The organism is Streptomyces sp. AM6-12 (assembly GCF_044327085.1).
In the GTDB taxonomy this organism is placed as follows: Bacteria; Actinomycetota; Actinomycetes; order Streptomycetales; family Streptomycetaceae; genus Streptomyces.
Genome location: NZ_JBIQWN010000001.1, coordinates 1987289 through 2002321 on the forward strand (window position 1 = coordinate 1987289; position 15033 = coordinate 2002321).

10 protein-coding genes are annotated in these 15033 nt (G+C 72.7%); 2 read left to right on the forward strand and 8 right to left on the reverse strand.

Features of this window, described 5'->3' with window-relative positions:
- Nucleotides 1-97 precede the first annotated feature (97 nt).
- Together ACE4Q9_RS08840 and ACE4Q9_RS08845 are read left to right on the forward strand one after the other, a co-directional pair.
- Nucleotides 98-5065: an ATP-dependent helicase gene (locus tag ACE4Q9_RS08840; RefSeq protein ID WP_397983694.1), complete on the forward strand. Its 4968-nt coding sequence runs from the start codon at nucleotides 98-100 to the stop codon at nucleotides 5063-5065.
- 547 nt (nucleotides 5066-5612) lie between these two features.
- The gene (locus ACE4Q9_RS08845) at nucleotides 5613-6458 is read left to right on the forward strand and encodes an Fpg/Nei family DNA glycosylase (protein ID WP_397983695.1); all 846 of its coding nucleotides are present in this window, start codon (nucleotides 5613-5615) and stop codon (nucleotides 6456-6458) included.
- A gap of 69 nt (nucleotides 6459-6527) precedes the next feature.
- On the opposite strand, the gene ACE4Q9_RS08850 is transcribed toward ACE4Q9_RS08845, so the two are convergent.
- The 8 genes from ACE4Q9_RS08850 to ACE4Q9_RS08885 form a co-directional block, all read right to left on the reverse strand.
- On the reverse strand, nucleotides 6528-6815 hold the full coding sequence (locus ACE4Q9_RS08850; RefSeq protein ID WP_397983696.1) for a hypothetical protein: 288 nt from the start codon (nucleotides 6813-6815) through the stop codon (nucleotides 6528-6530).
- A 59-nt stretch (nucleotides 6816-6874) separates the two neighbouring features.
- Entirely contained in the window at nucleotides 6875-7345 is a 471-nt protein-coding gene (locus tag ACE4Q9_RS08855) for a Dps family protein (RefSeq protein ID WP_397983697.1), read from the reverse strand.
- Nucleotides 7346-7530: 185 nt separating this feature from the next.
- The gene (locus ACE4Q9_RS08860; RefSeq protein ID WP_070026017.1) at nucleotides 7531-7905 is read right to left on the reverse strand and encodes a helix-turn-helix domain-containing protein; all 375 of its coding nucleotides are present in this window, start codon (nucleotides 7903-7905) and stop codon (nucleotides 7531-7533) included.
- Nucleotides 7906-8014: 109 nt separating this feature from the next.
- Nucleotides 8015-8560, reverse strand: a complete 546-nt coding sequence (locus tag ACE4Q9_RS08865; RefSeq protein ID WP_397983698.1) for a CinA family protein — start codon at nucleotides 8558-8560, stop codon at nucleotides 8015-8017.
- A complete protein-coding gene (pgsA, locus tag ACE4Q9_RS08870; protein ID WP_397983699.1) occupies nucleotides 8557-9432 on the reverse strand; it encodes a CDP-diacylglycerol--glycerol-3-phosphate 3-phosphatidyltransferase in 876 nt (291 codons plus the stop codon). Before pgsA ends, ACE4Q9_RS08865 begins: the two co-directional genes overlap by 4 nt.
- Complete coding sequence (gene rimO / locus ACE4Q9_RS08875; protein WP_397983700.1) at nucleotides 9429-10901, reverse strand: 30S ribosomal protein S12 methylthiotransferase RimO; 1473 nt, start codon at nucleotides 10899-10901, stop codon at nucleotides 9429-9431. Before rimO ends, pgsA begins: the two co-directional genes overlap by 4 nt.
- A 92-nt stretch (nucleotides 10902-10993) precedes the next feature.
- Entirely contained in the window at nucleotides 10994-11836 is an 843-nt protein-coding gene (locus ACE4Q9_RS08880; protein ID WP_397983701.1) for a helix-turn-helix domain-containing protein, read from the reverse strand.
- 335 nt (nucleotides 11837-12171) lie between these two features.
- Nucleotides 12172-14973, reverse strand: coding sequence for a DNA translocase FtsK (locus tag ACE4Q9_RS08885; protein ID WP_397983702.1), 2802 nt, complete (start codon nucleotides 14971-14973; stop codon nucleotides 12172-12174).
- Nucleotides 14974-15033 lie beyond the last annotated feature (60 nt).

Here is a 15033-nt window from a genome sequence, read left to right on the forward strand (position 1 = left end):
CGCCGCTGCGGCCTGGCCCTGCCCCTCACCCGCGCGCCACGACGGGGCGTTTGCCCAGGTCAGCACGATTGTCAGTGGTCGGGTGCAGGATGGACGCATGGTCAGCTCCGCACACCGGGCCCTCGACGGCTTCTCCCCCGCGACCCGCGGCTGGTTCACGGGGGCCTTCTCCGCGCCCACCGCGGCCCAAGCGGGCGCGTGGGAGGCCATTCAGGCGGGTTCGGACGTGCTGGTGGTCGCCCCGACCGGCTCCGGCAAGACGCTGGCCGCCTTCCTCGCCGCCCTGGACCAGCTCGCCTCCACCCCGCCCCCGGCCGACCCGCGCAAGCGCTGCCGGGTGCTGTACGTGTCACCGCTGAAGGCTCTCGCCGTCGACGTCGAGCGCAATCTGCGCAGCCCGCTGACCGGGATCCGCCAGGAGTCCGTCCGCCTCGGTCTGCCGGAGCCCGAGATCAAGGTCGGCATCCGCTCCGGCGACACCCCGGCCGCCGAGCGCCGCGCCCTGTCCACACGCCCGCCGGACATCCTGATCACCACCCCCGAGTCGCTTTTCCTGATGCTGACCTCCGCCACCCGCGACGCGCTCACGGGCGTGGAGACGGTGATCCTGGACGAGGTGCACGCGGTCGCGGGCACCAAGCGCGGCGCCCATCTCGCGCTCACCCTGGAGCGCCTCGACGAGCTGCTGCCGAAGCCGGCCCGCCGGATCGGCCTGTCGGCGACCGTGCGCCCGGTGGACGAGATCGCGCGCTATCTCTCGCCGCGCCGCAAGGTGGAGATCGTCCAGCCGGAGTCCGGCAAGGAGTTCGACCTCTCGGTCGTCGTGCCGGTCGAGGACATGGGCGAGCTGGGGGGCTCCCCGGCCACCGACGCGGCCGACGGCGGGGAACGGCCGTCGATCTGGCCGCATGTGGAGGAGCGGATCGCCGACCTGGTCCAGTCGCACCGCTCCACCATCGTCTTCGCCAACTCCCGCCGGCTGGCCGAGCGCCTGTGCAACCGGCTCAACGAGATCGCGTACGAGCGCGCGACGGGCGAGCCACTGGCGGAGCACCACTCCCCGGCCCAGCTCATGGGCGGCTCGGGCGCGGCCCAGGGCGCGCCCCCGGTGATCGCCCGCGCCCACCACGGCTCGGTGTCCAAGGAGCAGCGCGCACTGGTCGAGGAGGACCTGAAGGCGGGCCGGCTGCCCGCCGTGGTCGCCACCTCCAGCCTGGAGCTGGGCATCGACATGGGCGCCGTCGATCTCGTCGTCCAGGTGGAGTCCCCGCCCTCGGTGGCCTCGGGGCTCCAGCGCGTCGGCCGCGCCGGACACCAGGTGGGCGCGGTCTCCACCGGTGTGGTCTTTCCCAAGTACCGGGGCGACCTGGTGCAGGCGGCCGTGGTGACCGAGCGGATGCGTACGGGCGCCATCGAGTCCCTCAAGGTGCCCACGAACCCCCTGGACGTGCTCGCGCAGCAGCTCGTCGCCATGACGGCCCTGGACTCCTGGCAGTTCGACGACTCGCTCGCCCTGGTCCGCCGCGCGGCCCCCTTCGCCTCGCTCCCGGAGTCGGCGTTCACCGCGGTCCTCGACATGCTCGCCGGCCGCTACCCCTCGGACGCGTTCGCGGAACTGCGCCCCCGCGTGGTGTGGGACCGCGTGGCCGGCACCATCACCGGCCGGCCCGGCGCCCAGCGGCTGGCCGTCACCTCCGGCGGCACCATCCCGGACCGCGGCCTGTTCGGGGTCTTCCTCGCCGGATCCGACCCCAAGAAGGGCGGCGGCCGGGTCGGCGAGCTGGACGAGGAGATGGTCTACGAGTCCCGCGTGGGCGACGTCTTCACCCTGGGCACCAGTTCCTGGCGCATCGAGGACATCACCCGCGACCGGGTCCTGGTCTCCCCCGCGCCGGGCGTGCCGGGCCGGCTGCCCTTCTGGAAGGGCGACCAGCTCGGCCGCCCGCTCGAACTGGGGCGCGCGGTCGGCGCGTTCCTGCGCGAGGTCGGCTCGCTGCCCGAGGACGACGCCCGGCCGCGCCTGCTCGCCGCGGGCCTGGACACCTGGGCGGCGGACAACGTACTGGCGTATCTGCGGGAGCAGCGCGAGGCCTGCGGCCATGTCCCGGACGACCGTACGATCGTCGTGGAGCGCTTCCGCGACGAACTGGGCGACTGGCGGGTCGTCGTCCACTCCCCCTTCGGCGCCCAGGTGCACGCCCCCTGGGCCCTCGCGCTCGGCGCCCGGCTGTCCGAGCGGTACGGCATGGACGCCCAGGTGATGCACGCCGACGACGGCATCGTGCTGCGCCTGCCCGACGCCGACCTGATGGGCCTGGACCTGCTCGACCAGGAGTCTGTGAAGCCGGGCGCGCCCTTCCCCGCGGACAGCGAGCAGGCCCCGGTGGGCGCGGCGGACGTCGCCTTCGACAAGGGCGAGGTCGACCAGGTGGTCACCGAGCAGGTCGGCGGCTCTGCCCTGTTCGCCTCCCGGTTCCGCGAGTGCGCGGCGCGCGCCCTGCTGCTGCCGCGCCGTAGTCCCGGCAAGCGCACCCCGCTGTGGCAGCAGCGCCAGCGCGCGGCCCAACTGCTCCAGGTAGCGAGCGAGTTCGGCTCGTTCCCGATCGTCCTGGAGGCCGTCCGCGAATGCCTCCAGGACGTCTTCGACGTGCCGGGCCTGGCCGAGCTGATGGGCGACATCGAGTCCCGCAAGGTGCGGCTGGTCGAGGTCACCACCCCGGAGCCGTCCCCCTTCGCCCGCTCCCTGCTGTTCGGGTACGTCGCCCAGTTCCTGTACGAGGGCGACTCCCCGCTGGCCGAGCGCCGGGCCGCCGCGCTCTCCCTGGACTCCCGGCTGCTGGCCGAACTGCTCGGCCAGGCGGAGCTGCGCGAACTGCTCGACGCCGAGGTGCTGACCGAGCTGGAGCGCGAACTCCAGTGGCTCACCGAGGACCGCCGGATCAAGGACGTGGAGGGCGTCGCCGACGTACTGCGGCTGCTCGGCCCGCTCACCGAGGCGGAGTTGGTCGCGCGGGGCGCCGATCCGCACTGGGTGCGGGAGCTGGCCGGGGCCCGCCGGGCGATCAAGGTCCGGATCTCCGGCGCCGACCACTGGGCGGCGATCGAGGACGCGGGCCGGCTGCGCGACGCGCTCGGCACCGCGCTGCCCGTCGGCGTGCCCGAAGCGTTCACCGAACCGGTCAAGGACCCCTTGGGCGACCTCCTCGCCCGCTATGCCCGTACGCACGGCCCGTTCACCTCGGCCACCGCCGCCGACCGCTTCGGCCTGGGCGTGGCGATCACCGACGGCGCCCTCCAGCGGCTCGCCGCGAGCGGCCGGGTGGTGCAGGGCGAGTTCCATCCGGCGGGCATCGGCCAGGAGTGGTGCGACGCCACGGTGCTGCGGCGACTGCGCCGCCGCTCCCTGGCCGCGCTGCGGCACGAACTGGAGCCCGTACCGCCCGCCGCGCTCGCCCAGTTCCTGCCGCAGTGGCAGCACATCGGCAAGGGGCACGGTCTGCGCGGCGTCGACGGACTGGTGCGCGCGATCGAGCAGTTGCAGGGCGCCTCCGTGCCCGCCTCCGCGCTGGAGAAGCTGGTCCTGCCGTCGCGGGTGGCGAACTACACGCCGTCGATGCTGGACGAGTTGACCGCCGCCGGCGAGGTGGTGTGGGCCGGCGCGGGCGCCCTGCCCGGCAAGGACGGCTGGGTCTCGCTCTATCTCGCGGACGCGGCACCCCTGTTGCTCCCGCCGCCGCACCCGCTGGAGCTGACGGCGCTGCACCAGTCCGTCCTGGACGCGCTGTCGGGTGGTTACGGCCTGTTCTTCCGGCAGATCGCCGACCAGGTCCGCGCCACCACGCACCCCGACGCCACCGATCCCCAACTGGCCGACACCCTCTGGGACCTGGCCTGGTCGGGCCGGCTCACCAACGACACGCTGGCACCGCTGCGCGCCCTGCTGGGCTCGGGCCGTACGGCGGGTTCGACCGCCCACCGTGCCAAACGCACGGTGCCGCGCGGCCGGTACGGCTCCCTGACGGCCGCGGCGCGTACGGCGTCCCGTACCGGCCCACCGACCGTCGCGGGTCGCTGGTCCCTGCTGCCCGCGGCCGAGCCGGACCCCACCGTGCGCGCGCACGCGCTGGCCCGCACCCTGCTGGACCGGCACGGCGTGGTGACCCGCGGGGCCGTCGCCGCGGAGGGCGTGGAGGGCGGTTTCTCGGCGGTGTACCGGGTGCTGTCCGCCTTCGAGGACAGCGGCCAGGCCAGGCGCGGTTACGTGGTCGAGGGGCTCGGCGCGGCCCAGTTCGCCATGGACGGCGCGGTGGACCGGCTGCGCGCGGTGTCCAACGCGCGGGACCGCGGCGAGCCCCTGCCCGCCCCGGCGACCGTCTTCCCGGCACCCGGATTCACCGATCCGAACGGCTTCCCTGCCACCGACGACGGCCCGCACGGCCACACCGCGTCCCCTTCCGCCGCCGACGCCGGCTTCGCCCACCCCGGTCTCGACGGCGACTTCACCTGGCCGCCGGCCGACCCCGGCGGCCGGGAATCCCCCCGCGACCTCGCCGACCCCTTCGCCGCCCCCGGCTACGGCGGCCCACGGGGCGGGGGAGCCACCGGCTACGGCTCGGGCTCCGCTTGGGGGGACCCCGGCCCGCAGCGGACCCGTGGCCGGGACCGTGCCGCCGACTCCCGTGCCGTCGTCCTCGCCGCGGCCGACCCGGCGAACGCGTACGGCGCGGCCCTGTCCTGGCCCGAGCCGCCGACCGGCGCCGGACACAAGCCGGGCCGCAAGGCGGGCTCCCTGGTCGTCCTGGTGGAGGGCGAGCTGACGCTGTACATGGAGCGCGGCGGCAAGACCCTGCTTGCCTGGCCGATCACCCCGGACACCGGGGCCACGGACGACCCCCGCCTGCGGACGGCCGCCGAAACCCTGGCCGCCGCCGCCCGCGCCGGCTCCCTCGGCACGGTCACCGTGGAACGGATCAACGGCACCTCCGCCCTGACCTCCCCCATAGGAACCCTCCTTGAATCAGCGGGTTTCGTGGCCACTCCGCGGGGCCTGCGGCTGAGAGCGTGAACCGACACGGGCGGACGGCCCAGCCGACGACTTGGGGCCGTGGGCCTCAAGGTCCACGAGGGCTGGGTTCGGGGGGCCTGGGGGCGGGGAGCTGGGCTCGGCGGGCCCCAGGTTCCGGGCCCAGGCCTCGGAGGCGCCGCCCCGAAGGACCGCCAGGCCCGGAGGGCCGCCAGCCATCCAACACGCGCCAGGCCGTCCGGCCGCTGAACCTCGGAGGGCTCGGGCATGGAAATCCTGGGCGTGTGGGGCTTTTAAGCCTCGGGGCTCCAGGCCCACGGAGCCGCTCATACCGAGGCCCGCCGCCAGGCCGGGCAGCGCCAAGGACGGGAGGCCAGCCAAAGGACGGGAGGCCGCCAACCGAATCATCAGACTGGGGACCATCTGGCGGACATGCCCGTCTGAGGACCGGGTCGCACCAAGCCTCGGGGCCAGCCGCACGGACCCAGAAGGCCGCATGGACCGGGACCACAGACGAGTCAGGTGGCGTCCGCCGACCCCCACCGCCCTCCCGCGCCGCCCTCTCTCCCCGCCGTGGCACCCTTGACCCATGCCCGAAGGTGACACGGTCTGGCGGGCCGCGCGGCGGTTGCATGAGGCGCTCGCCGGTGAGGTGCTGTCCCGCAGCGACTTCCGGGTGCCGAAGTACGCGACCGTCGATCTCACCGGCCGTCGGGTACTGAGCACCATCCCGCGCGGCAAACACCTGCTCACCCGGTTCGAGGGCGGCCTCACCCTGCACACGCATCTGCGCATGGAAGGCGCGTGGAAGGTGTACGGCGCGGGCGAGCGCTGGCGCGGCGGTCCGGGGCACCAGATCCGCGCGATCCTCGGCACCGTCGACCGGACCGCCGTCGGCTACCGCCTCCAAGTCCTCGAACTGCTGCGCACCACCGAGGAGGAGCGGGTGGTGGGCCACCTCGGTCCCGATCTGCTCGGCCCCGACTGGGACCCGCAGCGCGCGCTGGCCAATCTGCGCACGGATCCCGCCCGCCCCCTCGGCGAGGCCCTGCTCGACCAGCGCAATCTGGCCGGAATCGGCAACATCTACAAGAGCGAGCTGTGCTTCCTGCTCGGTGCCACCCCCTGGCTGCCCGTCGGCGCGCTCCCCGCGGACCGTGCCGAGAAGCTGCCGGAACTCGCCCGCCGGCTGCTGGAGGCCAACCGCGACCGCCCGGTCCGCCAGACCACCGGCCTGCGCCACCAGGACCTGTTCGTGTACGGCCGCGCGCCCCGCCCCTGTCTGCGCTGCCACACCCCGGTCCGCGTGGCCGACCAAGGCGACGGCTCCCAGGACCGCCCCACCTACTGGTGCCCCACCTGCCAGACCGGACCCGCCCCGGCGCCGGGCGCCCCCCAGCGCTGGCGCGAGCGCCACCGCCGTACCCCCACCTGAAAATCCTGAAGAACCAGACCAACCTGAAGGACAAGCCGGAAAACCTGCCGACCCGGCGAGCCCGACGGCTCACGGATCGGAGACTCCCCCCGGCCGACCCTGCGCGGAAAGCCCATCGGCACCGGCACCGGCCTCCCCCGCCCGCCACGCCGCCGCCCATCTCCCCGGTATCAGCACCCCCGCCGCCTTCCCCCGCGGCGCGCAGTGCACCGGCAGCACGCTGAGCCCCCACCCGCCGGCCGCGACGGCGCCCTCCAGCACTCCCGCGCCCTGTCCGAGGGCGAGCCGCAGCACGGCCCACCACCACACCGCGCCGCACACCAGCGCCACGGCCCAGCGCACCGGCCGCCCCGTCATGCCCACCACCTCCCGCCGGACGCCGGCTCACACCCGCTTTCCGGCGGCACCGGCGGACGCTACGCGTTCTCCGCCTGGAACATCCAGTGATGCTTCTCCAGGTCGGCGGTGATCTGGATGAAGATGTCCTGGGACACCGGGTCCGGTTCCTCGGTCGCGTGGACGCGCTCCCGCATCCGGGTGATGACAGCGCCGAGGGCGTCCACCATCGTCCCGACCGCGTCCCCGTCCTTGATCCAGCCCGATGGGGCGGTCTTGATGCCGCTGGTCGAGGACACCGTGGCGGCGCGGCCGTCGGGCGGGACGCCCAGCGCCGAGGCGCGCTCGGCCACCGTGTCGGAGTGGGTGCGGGCGGAGGCGACCACCTCGTCCAGCTGGAGGTGGACGGAGCGGAAGCGCGGCCCGACGATGTTCCAGTGGATCTGCTTGGCGACCAGGGAGAGGTCGACCAGGTCGACGAGGGCGCCCTGGAGCGCCTCGGCCACGGTCTTCAGGTCCGCGTCGGCCAACGGGCTCTTCACGACGTACATCCGCTTCCTCCGGCGCTCCGGCGGCCCTCACGGCCGGCATGTCCCTCCACCATGACCGCCCCACCGGACTCCGGCAAACGGACGAAGCCCCGGCCGCGCTTCCCGGTTCGCCCGAGAAGCCCGGTCGGGGCCTCGCCATGTCTGGCTGTGTCTGGCCGTGCCCGTCGGGCGCGGTGCCGCGTGTGTCAGGCGGCGACCACGTCCACCGCCTTCGCGGGCGCCTTGATGGTCACCCGTTCCGGTGGCACACCGGTCACCGAGACGGAACCCAGCATCGGACGGACCGGCGTGGGTACGGGCTCGGTGGCCGCGGCGGACTGGGCCAGTTCGGCGAGCGCCAGTTCGTCGCTCACTTCACGCATGAGTTCCGACATCCGTACGTCCAGCGCGTCGCAGATGGCGGAGAGCAGCTCGGAGGAAGCCTCCTTCTGCCCCCGCTCCACCTCGGAGAGATAGCCGAGTGAGACTCGGGCGGACGAGGAGACTTCGCGCAGAGTACGGCCCTGGCGTTGGCGCTGCCGACGCAGCACGTCACCCAGCAGGCGACGGAGCAGAATCATCGGTGGCTCCCTCCTCGGACCGCGTAGCCGCATCCTTCTCGCCCCACCGTACCGCCTCGCGCTGCGGCCGTGCGGGGAGCGATGTCGTGTTCACTCAGGGCTGCAAACATCAAAACCCCCCGTTCCGTTCCGTATCCTGTGCCCGCTCATTCCCGAACTGTTCGCCCGCGATCCGCTCCAGGAGCAGTGCGAGTACGCTCCGTACACTCTCCCTACGGATTTCCGTACGGCTGCCGTTCAACCGCAGGGCCTCCACTTTTCCGCCACCGGCGGAAGCCGCGGCGGCCGTCAGCGGGCCGTCAGCGGCCACGAAGACCGTGCCGACCGGCTGGCCGTCCTGTGGGTCGGGGCCCGCGACACCGGTGGTCGCGATGCCCCAGTCGGCGTCCAGTGCCTTGCGCACCCCGGCCGCCATCTGGGCCGCGACCTGCGGGTCCACCGCTCCGCGCCGCTCCAGCAAGGCCGCGTCGACGCCCAGCAGCCGGTGCTTGAGCTCCGTGGCGTAGGCCGTGACCGAGCCGCGGAACACCTTGGAGGCTCCGGGCACCGCGGTGATCTCCGCCGCCACCAGGCCACCCGTGAGCGACTCGGCGACCGCGAGCGTCTCGCCCCTCACCGTCAGTAGTCGCACCAGTTCGGTGGCCGGGGAACTCACGCTTCCGTCTCCTCCAACGCCGCCGCGCGCTCGGCGATTCCCTGCCTGCGCAGCACAATGGCTTGTCTTACATAGTCGAGACCGGTCACAACGGTCAGCACGACCGCCGCGGCCATCACCCAGAACCGCAGGGTGGCCAGCCATCCGGTCAGCGCCAGCACATACATGCCGACGGCCACGCCCTGGGTCAGGGTCTTCAGCTTGCCGCCGCGGCTGGCCGGGATCACGCCATAGCGAATGACCAGAAAACGCATCAGGGTGATGCCGAGTTCCCGGCCGAGGATCACGATCGTCACCCACCACGGCAGATCGCCGAGGGAGGACAGGCAGATCAGCGCCGCGCCCATGATCGCCTTGTCGGCGATGGGGTCGGCGATCTTGCCGAAGTCGGTGACCAGGTTGTAGGTGCGCGCGAGATGACCGTCGAACAGGTCGGTGATCATGGCGATGGCGAAGGCGGCCCAGGCCAGCGAGCGCCAGGCCGGGTCGTAGCCGCCGTTCGCCAGCATCAGCGCCACGAAGCCGGGCACCAGGACCAGCCGCAGCATGGTCAGCAGATTGGCGACATTCCATACGCTCGCCTGGTTGACCGCCGCCGCCGTGATCTTGCCACCGCGCGCCGGCCTGCCCTCGGTCGCCGCCTCGGTGCCGGCGGCGGACCGGCCGGGAGCAGACCCGGTGGCGGCGGAACGCTCGGAACCGGACCGGTCGAAGCCGGACCCTTCGGCAGCGGACCGCTCGGCAGCGGCTTCACCGGGCGCGGACGCGGAACCGGAGACCTCGGACGCAACGCCGTTGTCAGCGGCGGCGGTGCTCCGCGCGCCCCGCGCGCCGGAGGAGCCGCCCGCGGCGGATGCCGGGACTCCGGTCATCTGCCCGCCTCCTCACTACACGCGAGCGAGCCGGTCAGCGGCTCGGCCACCAGGTCGACACCCTCCGTACCGACCACCTTCGCCTCGACCATACGTCCGACGGCGAGGCCCTCGCCGCTCGTGAGCAGCACCTGGCCGTCGGTCTCGGGCGCCTGGTGCGCGCCGCGGCCGTAGACGCCCTCCTGTTCGTCCAACGACTCCACCAGGACGTGCACGCTCTCGCCGACGCGCTCCTCGGCGCGCTGCGAGACCAGTTCCTCGGCCAGCCGGGAGATGTGGGCCAGGCGCTCGGCCACCACGTCCTCGTCCAGCTTGTTCTCGTAGGTGGCCGCCTCGGTGCCCTCCTCGTCGGAGTAGCCGAAGACGCCGATGGCGTCCAGGCGGGCACCGGTCAGGAAGCGCTCCAGTTCGGCGAGGTCCGACTCGCTCTCGCCGGGGAAGCCGACGATGAAGTTGGAGCGCACACCGGCCTCGGGGGCCTTGGAGCGGATGGTGTCGAGCAGTTCCAGGAAGCGGTCGGTGTCGCCGAAGCGGCGCATGGAGCGCAGCACGCCGGGCGCCGAGTGCTGGAAGGACAGGTCGAAGTACGGCGCGACCTTGGGCGTCGAGGTGAGGACGTCGATCAGTCCGGGGCGCATCTCGGCCGGCTGGAGGTAGCTCACCCGGACCCGCTCGATGCCGTCGATCCCGGCCAGCTCGGGCAGCAGGGACTCCAGCAGGCGGATGTCGCCGAGGTCCTTGCCGTACGACGTGTTGTTCTCGGAGACCAGCATGATCTCCTTCACGCCCTGCTCGGCCAGCCAGCGCGACTCGTTGAGGACGTCGCTGGGGCGGCGGGAGATGAAGGAGCCGCGGAAGGACGGGATGGCGCAGAAGGAGCAGCGCCGGTCGCAGCCGGAGGCGAGCTTCACCGAGGCGACCGGGGCGCCGTCCAGGCGGCGGCGCAGCGGCGCGCGGGGTCCGGAGGCGGGCGCGACGCCCTCGGGCAGGTCGGCGGGGCCATGGCCGGGCAGCGCGACCGAGGAGGCGGAGTCCTGGCGCTCGGCCGGGCTGATCGGCAGCAGCTTGCGGCGGTCGCGCGGGGTGTGCGAGGCGTGGATGCCGCCGGACAGGATGGTCTGGAGGCGGTCGGAGATGTCGGTGTAGTCGTCGAAGCCGAGCACACCGTCGGCCTCGGGCAGCGCCTCGGCCAGTTCCTTGCCGTACCGCTCCGCCATGCAGCCCACCGCCACGACGGCCTGGGTTCTGCCATGGTTCTTGAGGTCGTTGGCCTCGAGGAGGGCGTCGACGGAGTCCTTCTTGGCGGCCTCGACGAAGCCACAGGTGTTGACGACGGCGACGTCGGCGTCCGCGGCGTCCTCGACCAGCTGCCAGCCGTCCGCCTCCAAACGGCCTGCGAGCTCCTCGGAATCCACCTCGTTACGAGCGCAGCCGAGAGTGACGAGTGCGACGGTACGGCGTTCAGGCATGGGCTCAAGAGTACTTTGTCTCACCGACAGCCCATGTCGACGGGTTGGCCGAACTCGGCCGACCCCGTCGGCGGGGCGCGGGGCGGGCCGGATCAGCCCGCGACGGGGTCGCCCTTGGTGTACGTCAGGCGCTCCACGGCGCCGGGCCGGAAGTTGTTCTGGATCTTCTTGCCGTTGACGTACAGCTCGATCGCGCCCGCGTCGCCGAGGATCAGATCGATCTTGGTGCTGTCCTGGAAGGTCTTGGACTGGCCCTTGTCCAGCAGGCCGTCGAAAAGCATCCGCCCGTTGTGGTCCTTGGCCGAGATCCAGCTGCGTCCGCTGGGCGCGCTGACCTGGACCGTCACCTTGTCCTGCGGGGCGGCGGCGATGGCGCTGTCGGTGGGTCCGGGGCTCGGCGCGGTGGACTTCTGCCTGGTCGGCGCGGACGAGGCCGCCTTGCCGGCGGCGGGCGTGGAGCCCTCGGCGAGCTGTGACTTGGCGTCACTGCCGCCGTCGCCGCCCTTGACCGCGTTGAAGCCGACGAAACCGATCACCACGACGATCGCGGCGACCATCGCCGCGGTCCAGTTGGGCCCCCGGCGCTCGGGGCGGATGCGCTCGGCCTCGAACAGGGGCGCGGCCGGGGTGGGCGCGGGCCGGCCGCCGTGCTCGGCGTCGTACTGGGCGACCAGCGGCTCGGGATCGAGATGGACGGCCCTGGCCAGGTTTCGGATGTGGCCGCGCGCATAGACGGCGCCGCCGCAGGGGCCGAAGTCGTCCGCCTCGATGGCGTGCACGATGGCCAGGCGGACACGAGTGGCGCTGCTGACGTCGTCCACGGTGAGCCCGGCCGCGATCCGCGCCTGACGGAGGGCACGGCCCACGGAGATTCGGGCTTCCTGGGACTCGTCTGGGAAGGGACGCTCGTCTTCAGGGGAGTTGCCGAGGGACACGGGGGCGCCTTTCGAGCGTGTAGCCACCTGTGCTGGAAGCTCAGTCTAGGGGGGGTACGAAAGGGTGGGGCAACCGGGCGGGTCGAACTTCTACGCCATCGGAATGGCCCGACACTCCGAGGGCTGGACAGGCGGATACCCCAGGGCGGGACGCTTACCTGTCCTCTCGCTCAACTTGACGTGGGACAAAGGGAAACGGTTGCCCGCCGCTCTCTAACGGGTGGATCACGGCGGGCACGGACGGAGCATGACGGCAGGGTCGGTCACGCCGGAACGGACCCGTCCCGGCGTACGTCACCCGGCCTTCGTGATGCGGAACCGGGCGGCTCTTATTACTATCCCTCGGATTCGCCGCGAATCACGGCGAGCACGCCGTCCAGTTCGTCCGGTTTCACCAGAACGTCACGCGCCTTGGAGCCCTCGCTGGGTCCCACGATGTTGCGGGACTCCATGAGGTCCATCAGCCGGCCCGCCTTGGCGAAGCCGACCCGCAGCTTGCGCTGGAGCATGGACGTGGACCCGAACTGGGTGGAGACGACGAGTTCGGCCGCCTGGCACAGCAGGTCGAGGTCGTCGCCGATGTCCTCGTCGATCTCCTTCTTCTGCTTGGTGCCGACCGTGACGTCGTCCCGGAAGACCGGCGCCATCTGCTCCTTGCAGTGCCGTACGACCGCCGCGACCTCCTCCTCGGTCACGAACGCGCCCTGCATACGGGTGGGCTTGTTGGCGCCCATCGGCAGGAAGAGGCCGTCGCCCTTGCCGATCAGCTTCTCGGCGCCGGGCTGGTCCAGGATGACGCGGGAGTCGGCCAGCGAGGAGGTGGCGAAGGCGAGCCGGGAGGGCACGTTGGCCTTGATCAGACCGGTGACCACGTCCACGGAGGGGCGCTGGGTGGCGAGCACCAGGTGGATACCGGCGGCACGCGCGAGCTGGGTGATGCGCACGATCGCGTCCTCGACGTCGCGCGGCGCGACCATCATCAGGTCGGCCAGCTCGTCCACGATCACCAGCAGGTACGGGTACGGCTGGAGCTCGCGCTCGCTGCCCTCGGGCGGCTTGACCTTGCCCTCGCGCACGGCCCGGTTGAAGTCGTCGATGTGCCGGTAGCCGTAGGCCGCGAGGTCGTCGTAGCGCAGGTCCATCTCGCGCACCACCCACTGGAGCGCCTCGGCGGCCCGCTTGGGGTTGGTGATGATCGGCGTGATCAGGTGCGGGATGCCCTCGTAGGCGGTCAGCTCGACCCGCTTGGGGTCGACCAGGATCATCCGCACGTCCTCCGGGGTCGCCCGCATCATGATCGAGGTGATCAGGCAGTTGATGCAGGACGACTTGCCGGAGCCGGTGGCGCCGGCGACCAGCATGTGCGGCATCTTCGCCAGCGAGTGCATGACGTAGCCGCCCTCGACGTCCTTGCCGAAGGCGACCAGCATCGGGTCGTCGTCCTCGGCGGACTCCGCGAGGCGCAGCACATCGCCGAGGTTGACCATCTCGCGGTCGGTGTTCGGGATCTCGATGCCCACCGCGGACTTGCCGGGAATGGGGCTGATGATCCGCACGTCCGGGCTGGCGACGGCGTACGCGATGTTCTTGGCGAGCGCGGTGATCCGCTCCACCTTCACGGCCGGGCCGAGTTCGACCTCGTAGCGGGTGACCGTCGGGCCGCGGGTGAAGCCGGTGACGGCCGCGTCGACCTTGAACTCGGTGAAGACCTGGGTGAGCGAGGCCACTATGGCGTCGTTGGCCTCGCTGCGGGCCTTGCCGGGGCCGCCGCGCACCAGCAGGTCAAGGGCGGGCAGCGCGTAGGTGACGTCACCGGCCAGCCGCAGCTGCTCCGCGCGCGCGGGCAGCTCGCGGGGCTGCTCGGGGGCCTTCTTCGTGAGGTCGGGTACGAGGGAGCCGGTGTCCTGCCCGGGGAGGGCGGCCGGTACGGGCTTGGCGGCCGGCTTGGCGACCGGAGCCGCGGTCGGCTTGGCGGTCGGCTCGGGCGCCGGGGCGGCGGGCGCTTCCGGGTCCGGCACCGGCGTGGTCTCCTCGCGGTCGCCGGTGCTGACGCCCTGGGTGAGATCGGCGACCAGCGGGGAGGGCGGCATGCCGTGCAGGACGGCACCGTCGAGGGCGGCGGCCGCAGCGGCGGCGACGTCCACGGCGTCCATCCGGCGCCGCGGGTCCGGCTGGGGCACCGCGGAGCGCCTGGGACGGCCACGGCGACGCGAGAGGGCCTCTTCCTCGGCCTGATCGGGGTCGTAGGCCCGAGGCCCGGCCGAGCGCCCGCGGGAGCGCGCGGGCAGCGCCTCGCGCCACTGCTCCTCGTAGCGCTCGTCGTCCTCGCCGAACTCCTCCGGCTCGTGCTCGTGCAGCACGCCGAGGCGCACCCCGAGGGCACGCAGCCGCTGCGGGATGGCGTTCACGGGGGTGGCGGTCACCACGAGCAGCCCGAAGACGGTCACCAGCACCAGCAGGGGCACGGCGAGCATCTCGGTCATGGTGTACGTCAGCGGGGTGGCCGCCGCCCAGCCGATGAGGCCGCCGGCGTCCCTTATGGCCTGCATGCCGTCGCTGCGGGCGGGTGATCCGCACGCGATGTGGACCTGGCCGAGCACGCCGATCAGGAGCGCGGACAGACCGATCACGATCCGGCCGTTGGCCTCCGGCTTCTCCGGGTGCCGGATGAGTCGTACGGCGATCACCGCGAGCAGTATCGGCACCAGCAGGTCGAGCCGGCCGAACGCCCCGGTGACCAGGACCTCCACCAGGTCGCCGACGGGGCCCTTGAGGTCGGCCCAGGTGCCGGCGGCGACGATCAGCGCGATGCCGAACAGCAGCAGCGCCACGCCGTCCTTGCGGTGAGCCGGGTCGAGATTCCTGGCGCCCTGCCCTATGCCGCGGAAGACGGCGCCGACCGCGTGCGCGAGACCGAGCCAGAGGGCGCGCACCAGGCGGTACACGCCCCCGGAGGGGCTGGGCGCCGGCTTCGGCGGTGCCTTCTTGACCACGGCCTTGCGGGCGGGCGCCTTCCTCGCGGGCGCCTTTCCCGCCGGGGCCCGCTTCGCGGCGGCGGCCTTCTTCGCCGGACCCTTCGCGGGAGCGGCCGCCTTCTTCGCGGGCTGCTTCTTGGCTGCGGAGGGACGTGAGGCCATGGGTGTGAGGTTACCGGGGGAGACGACGGTGGACACGTGTGCCCACAGCTTCACCCGTTC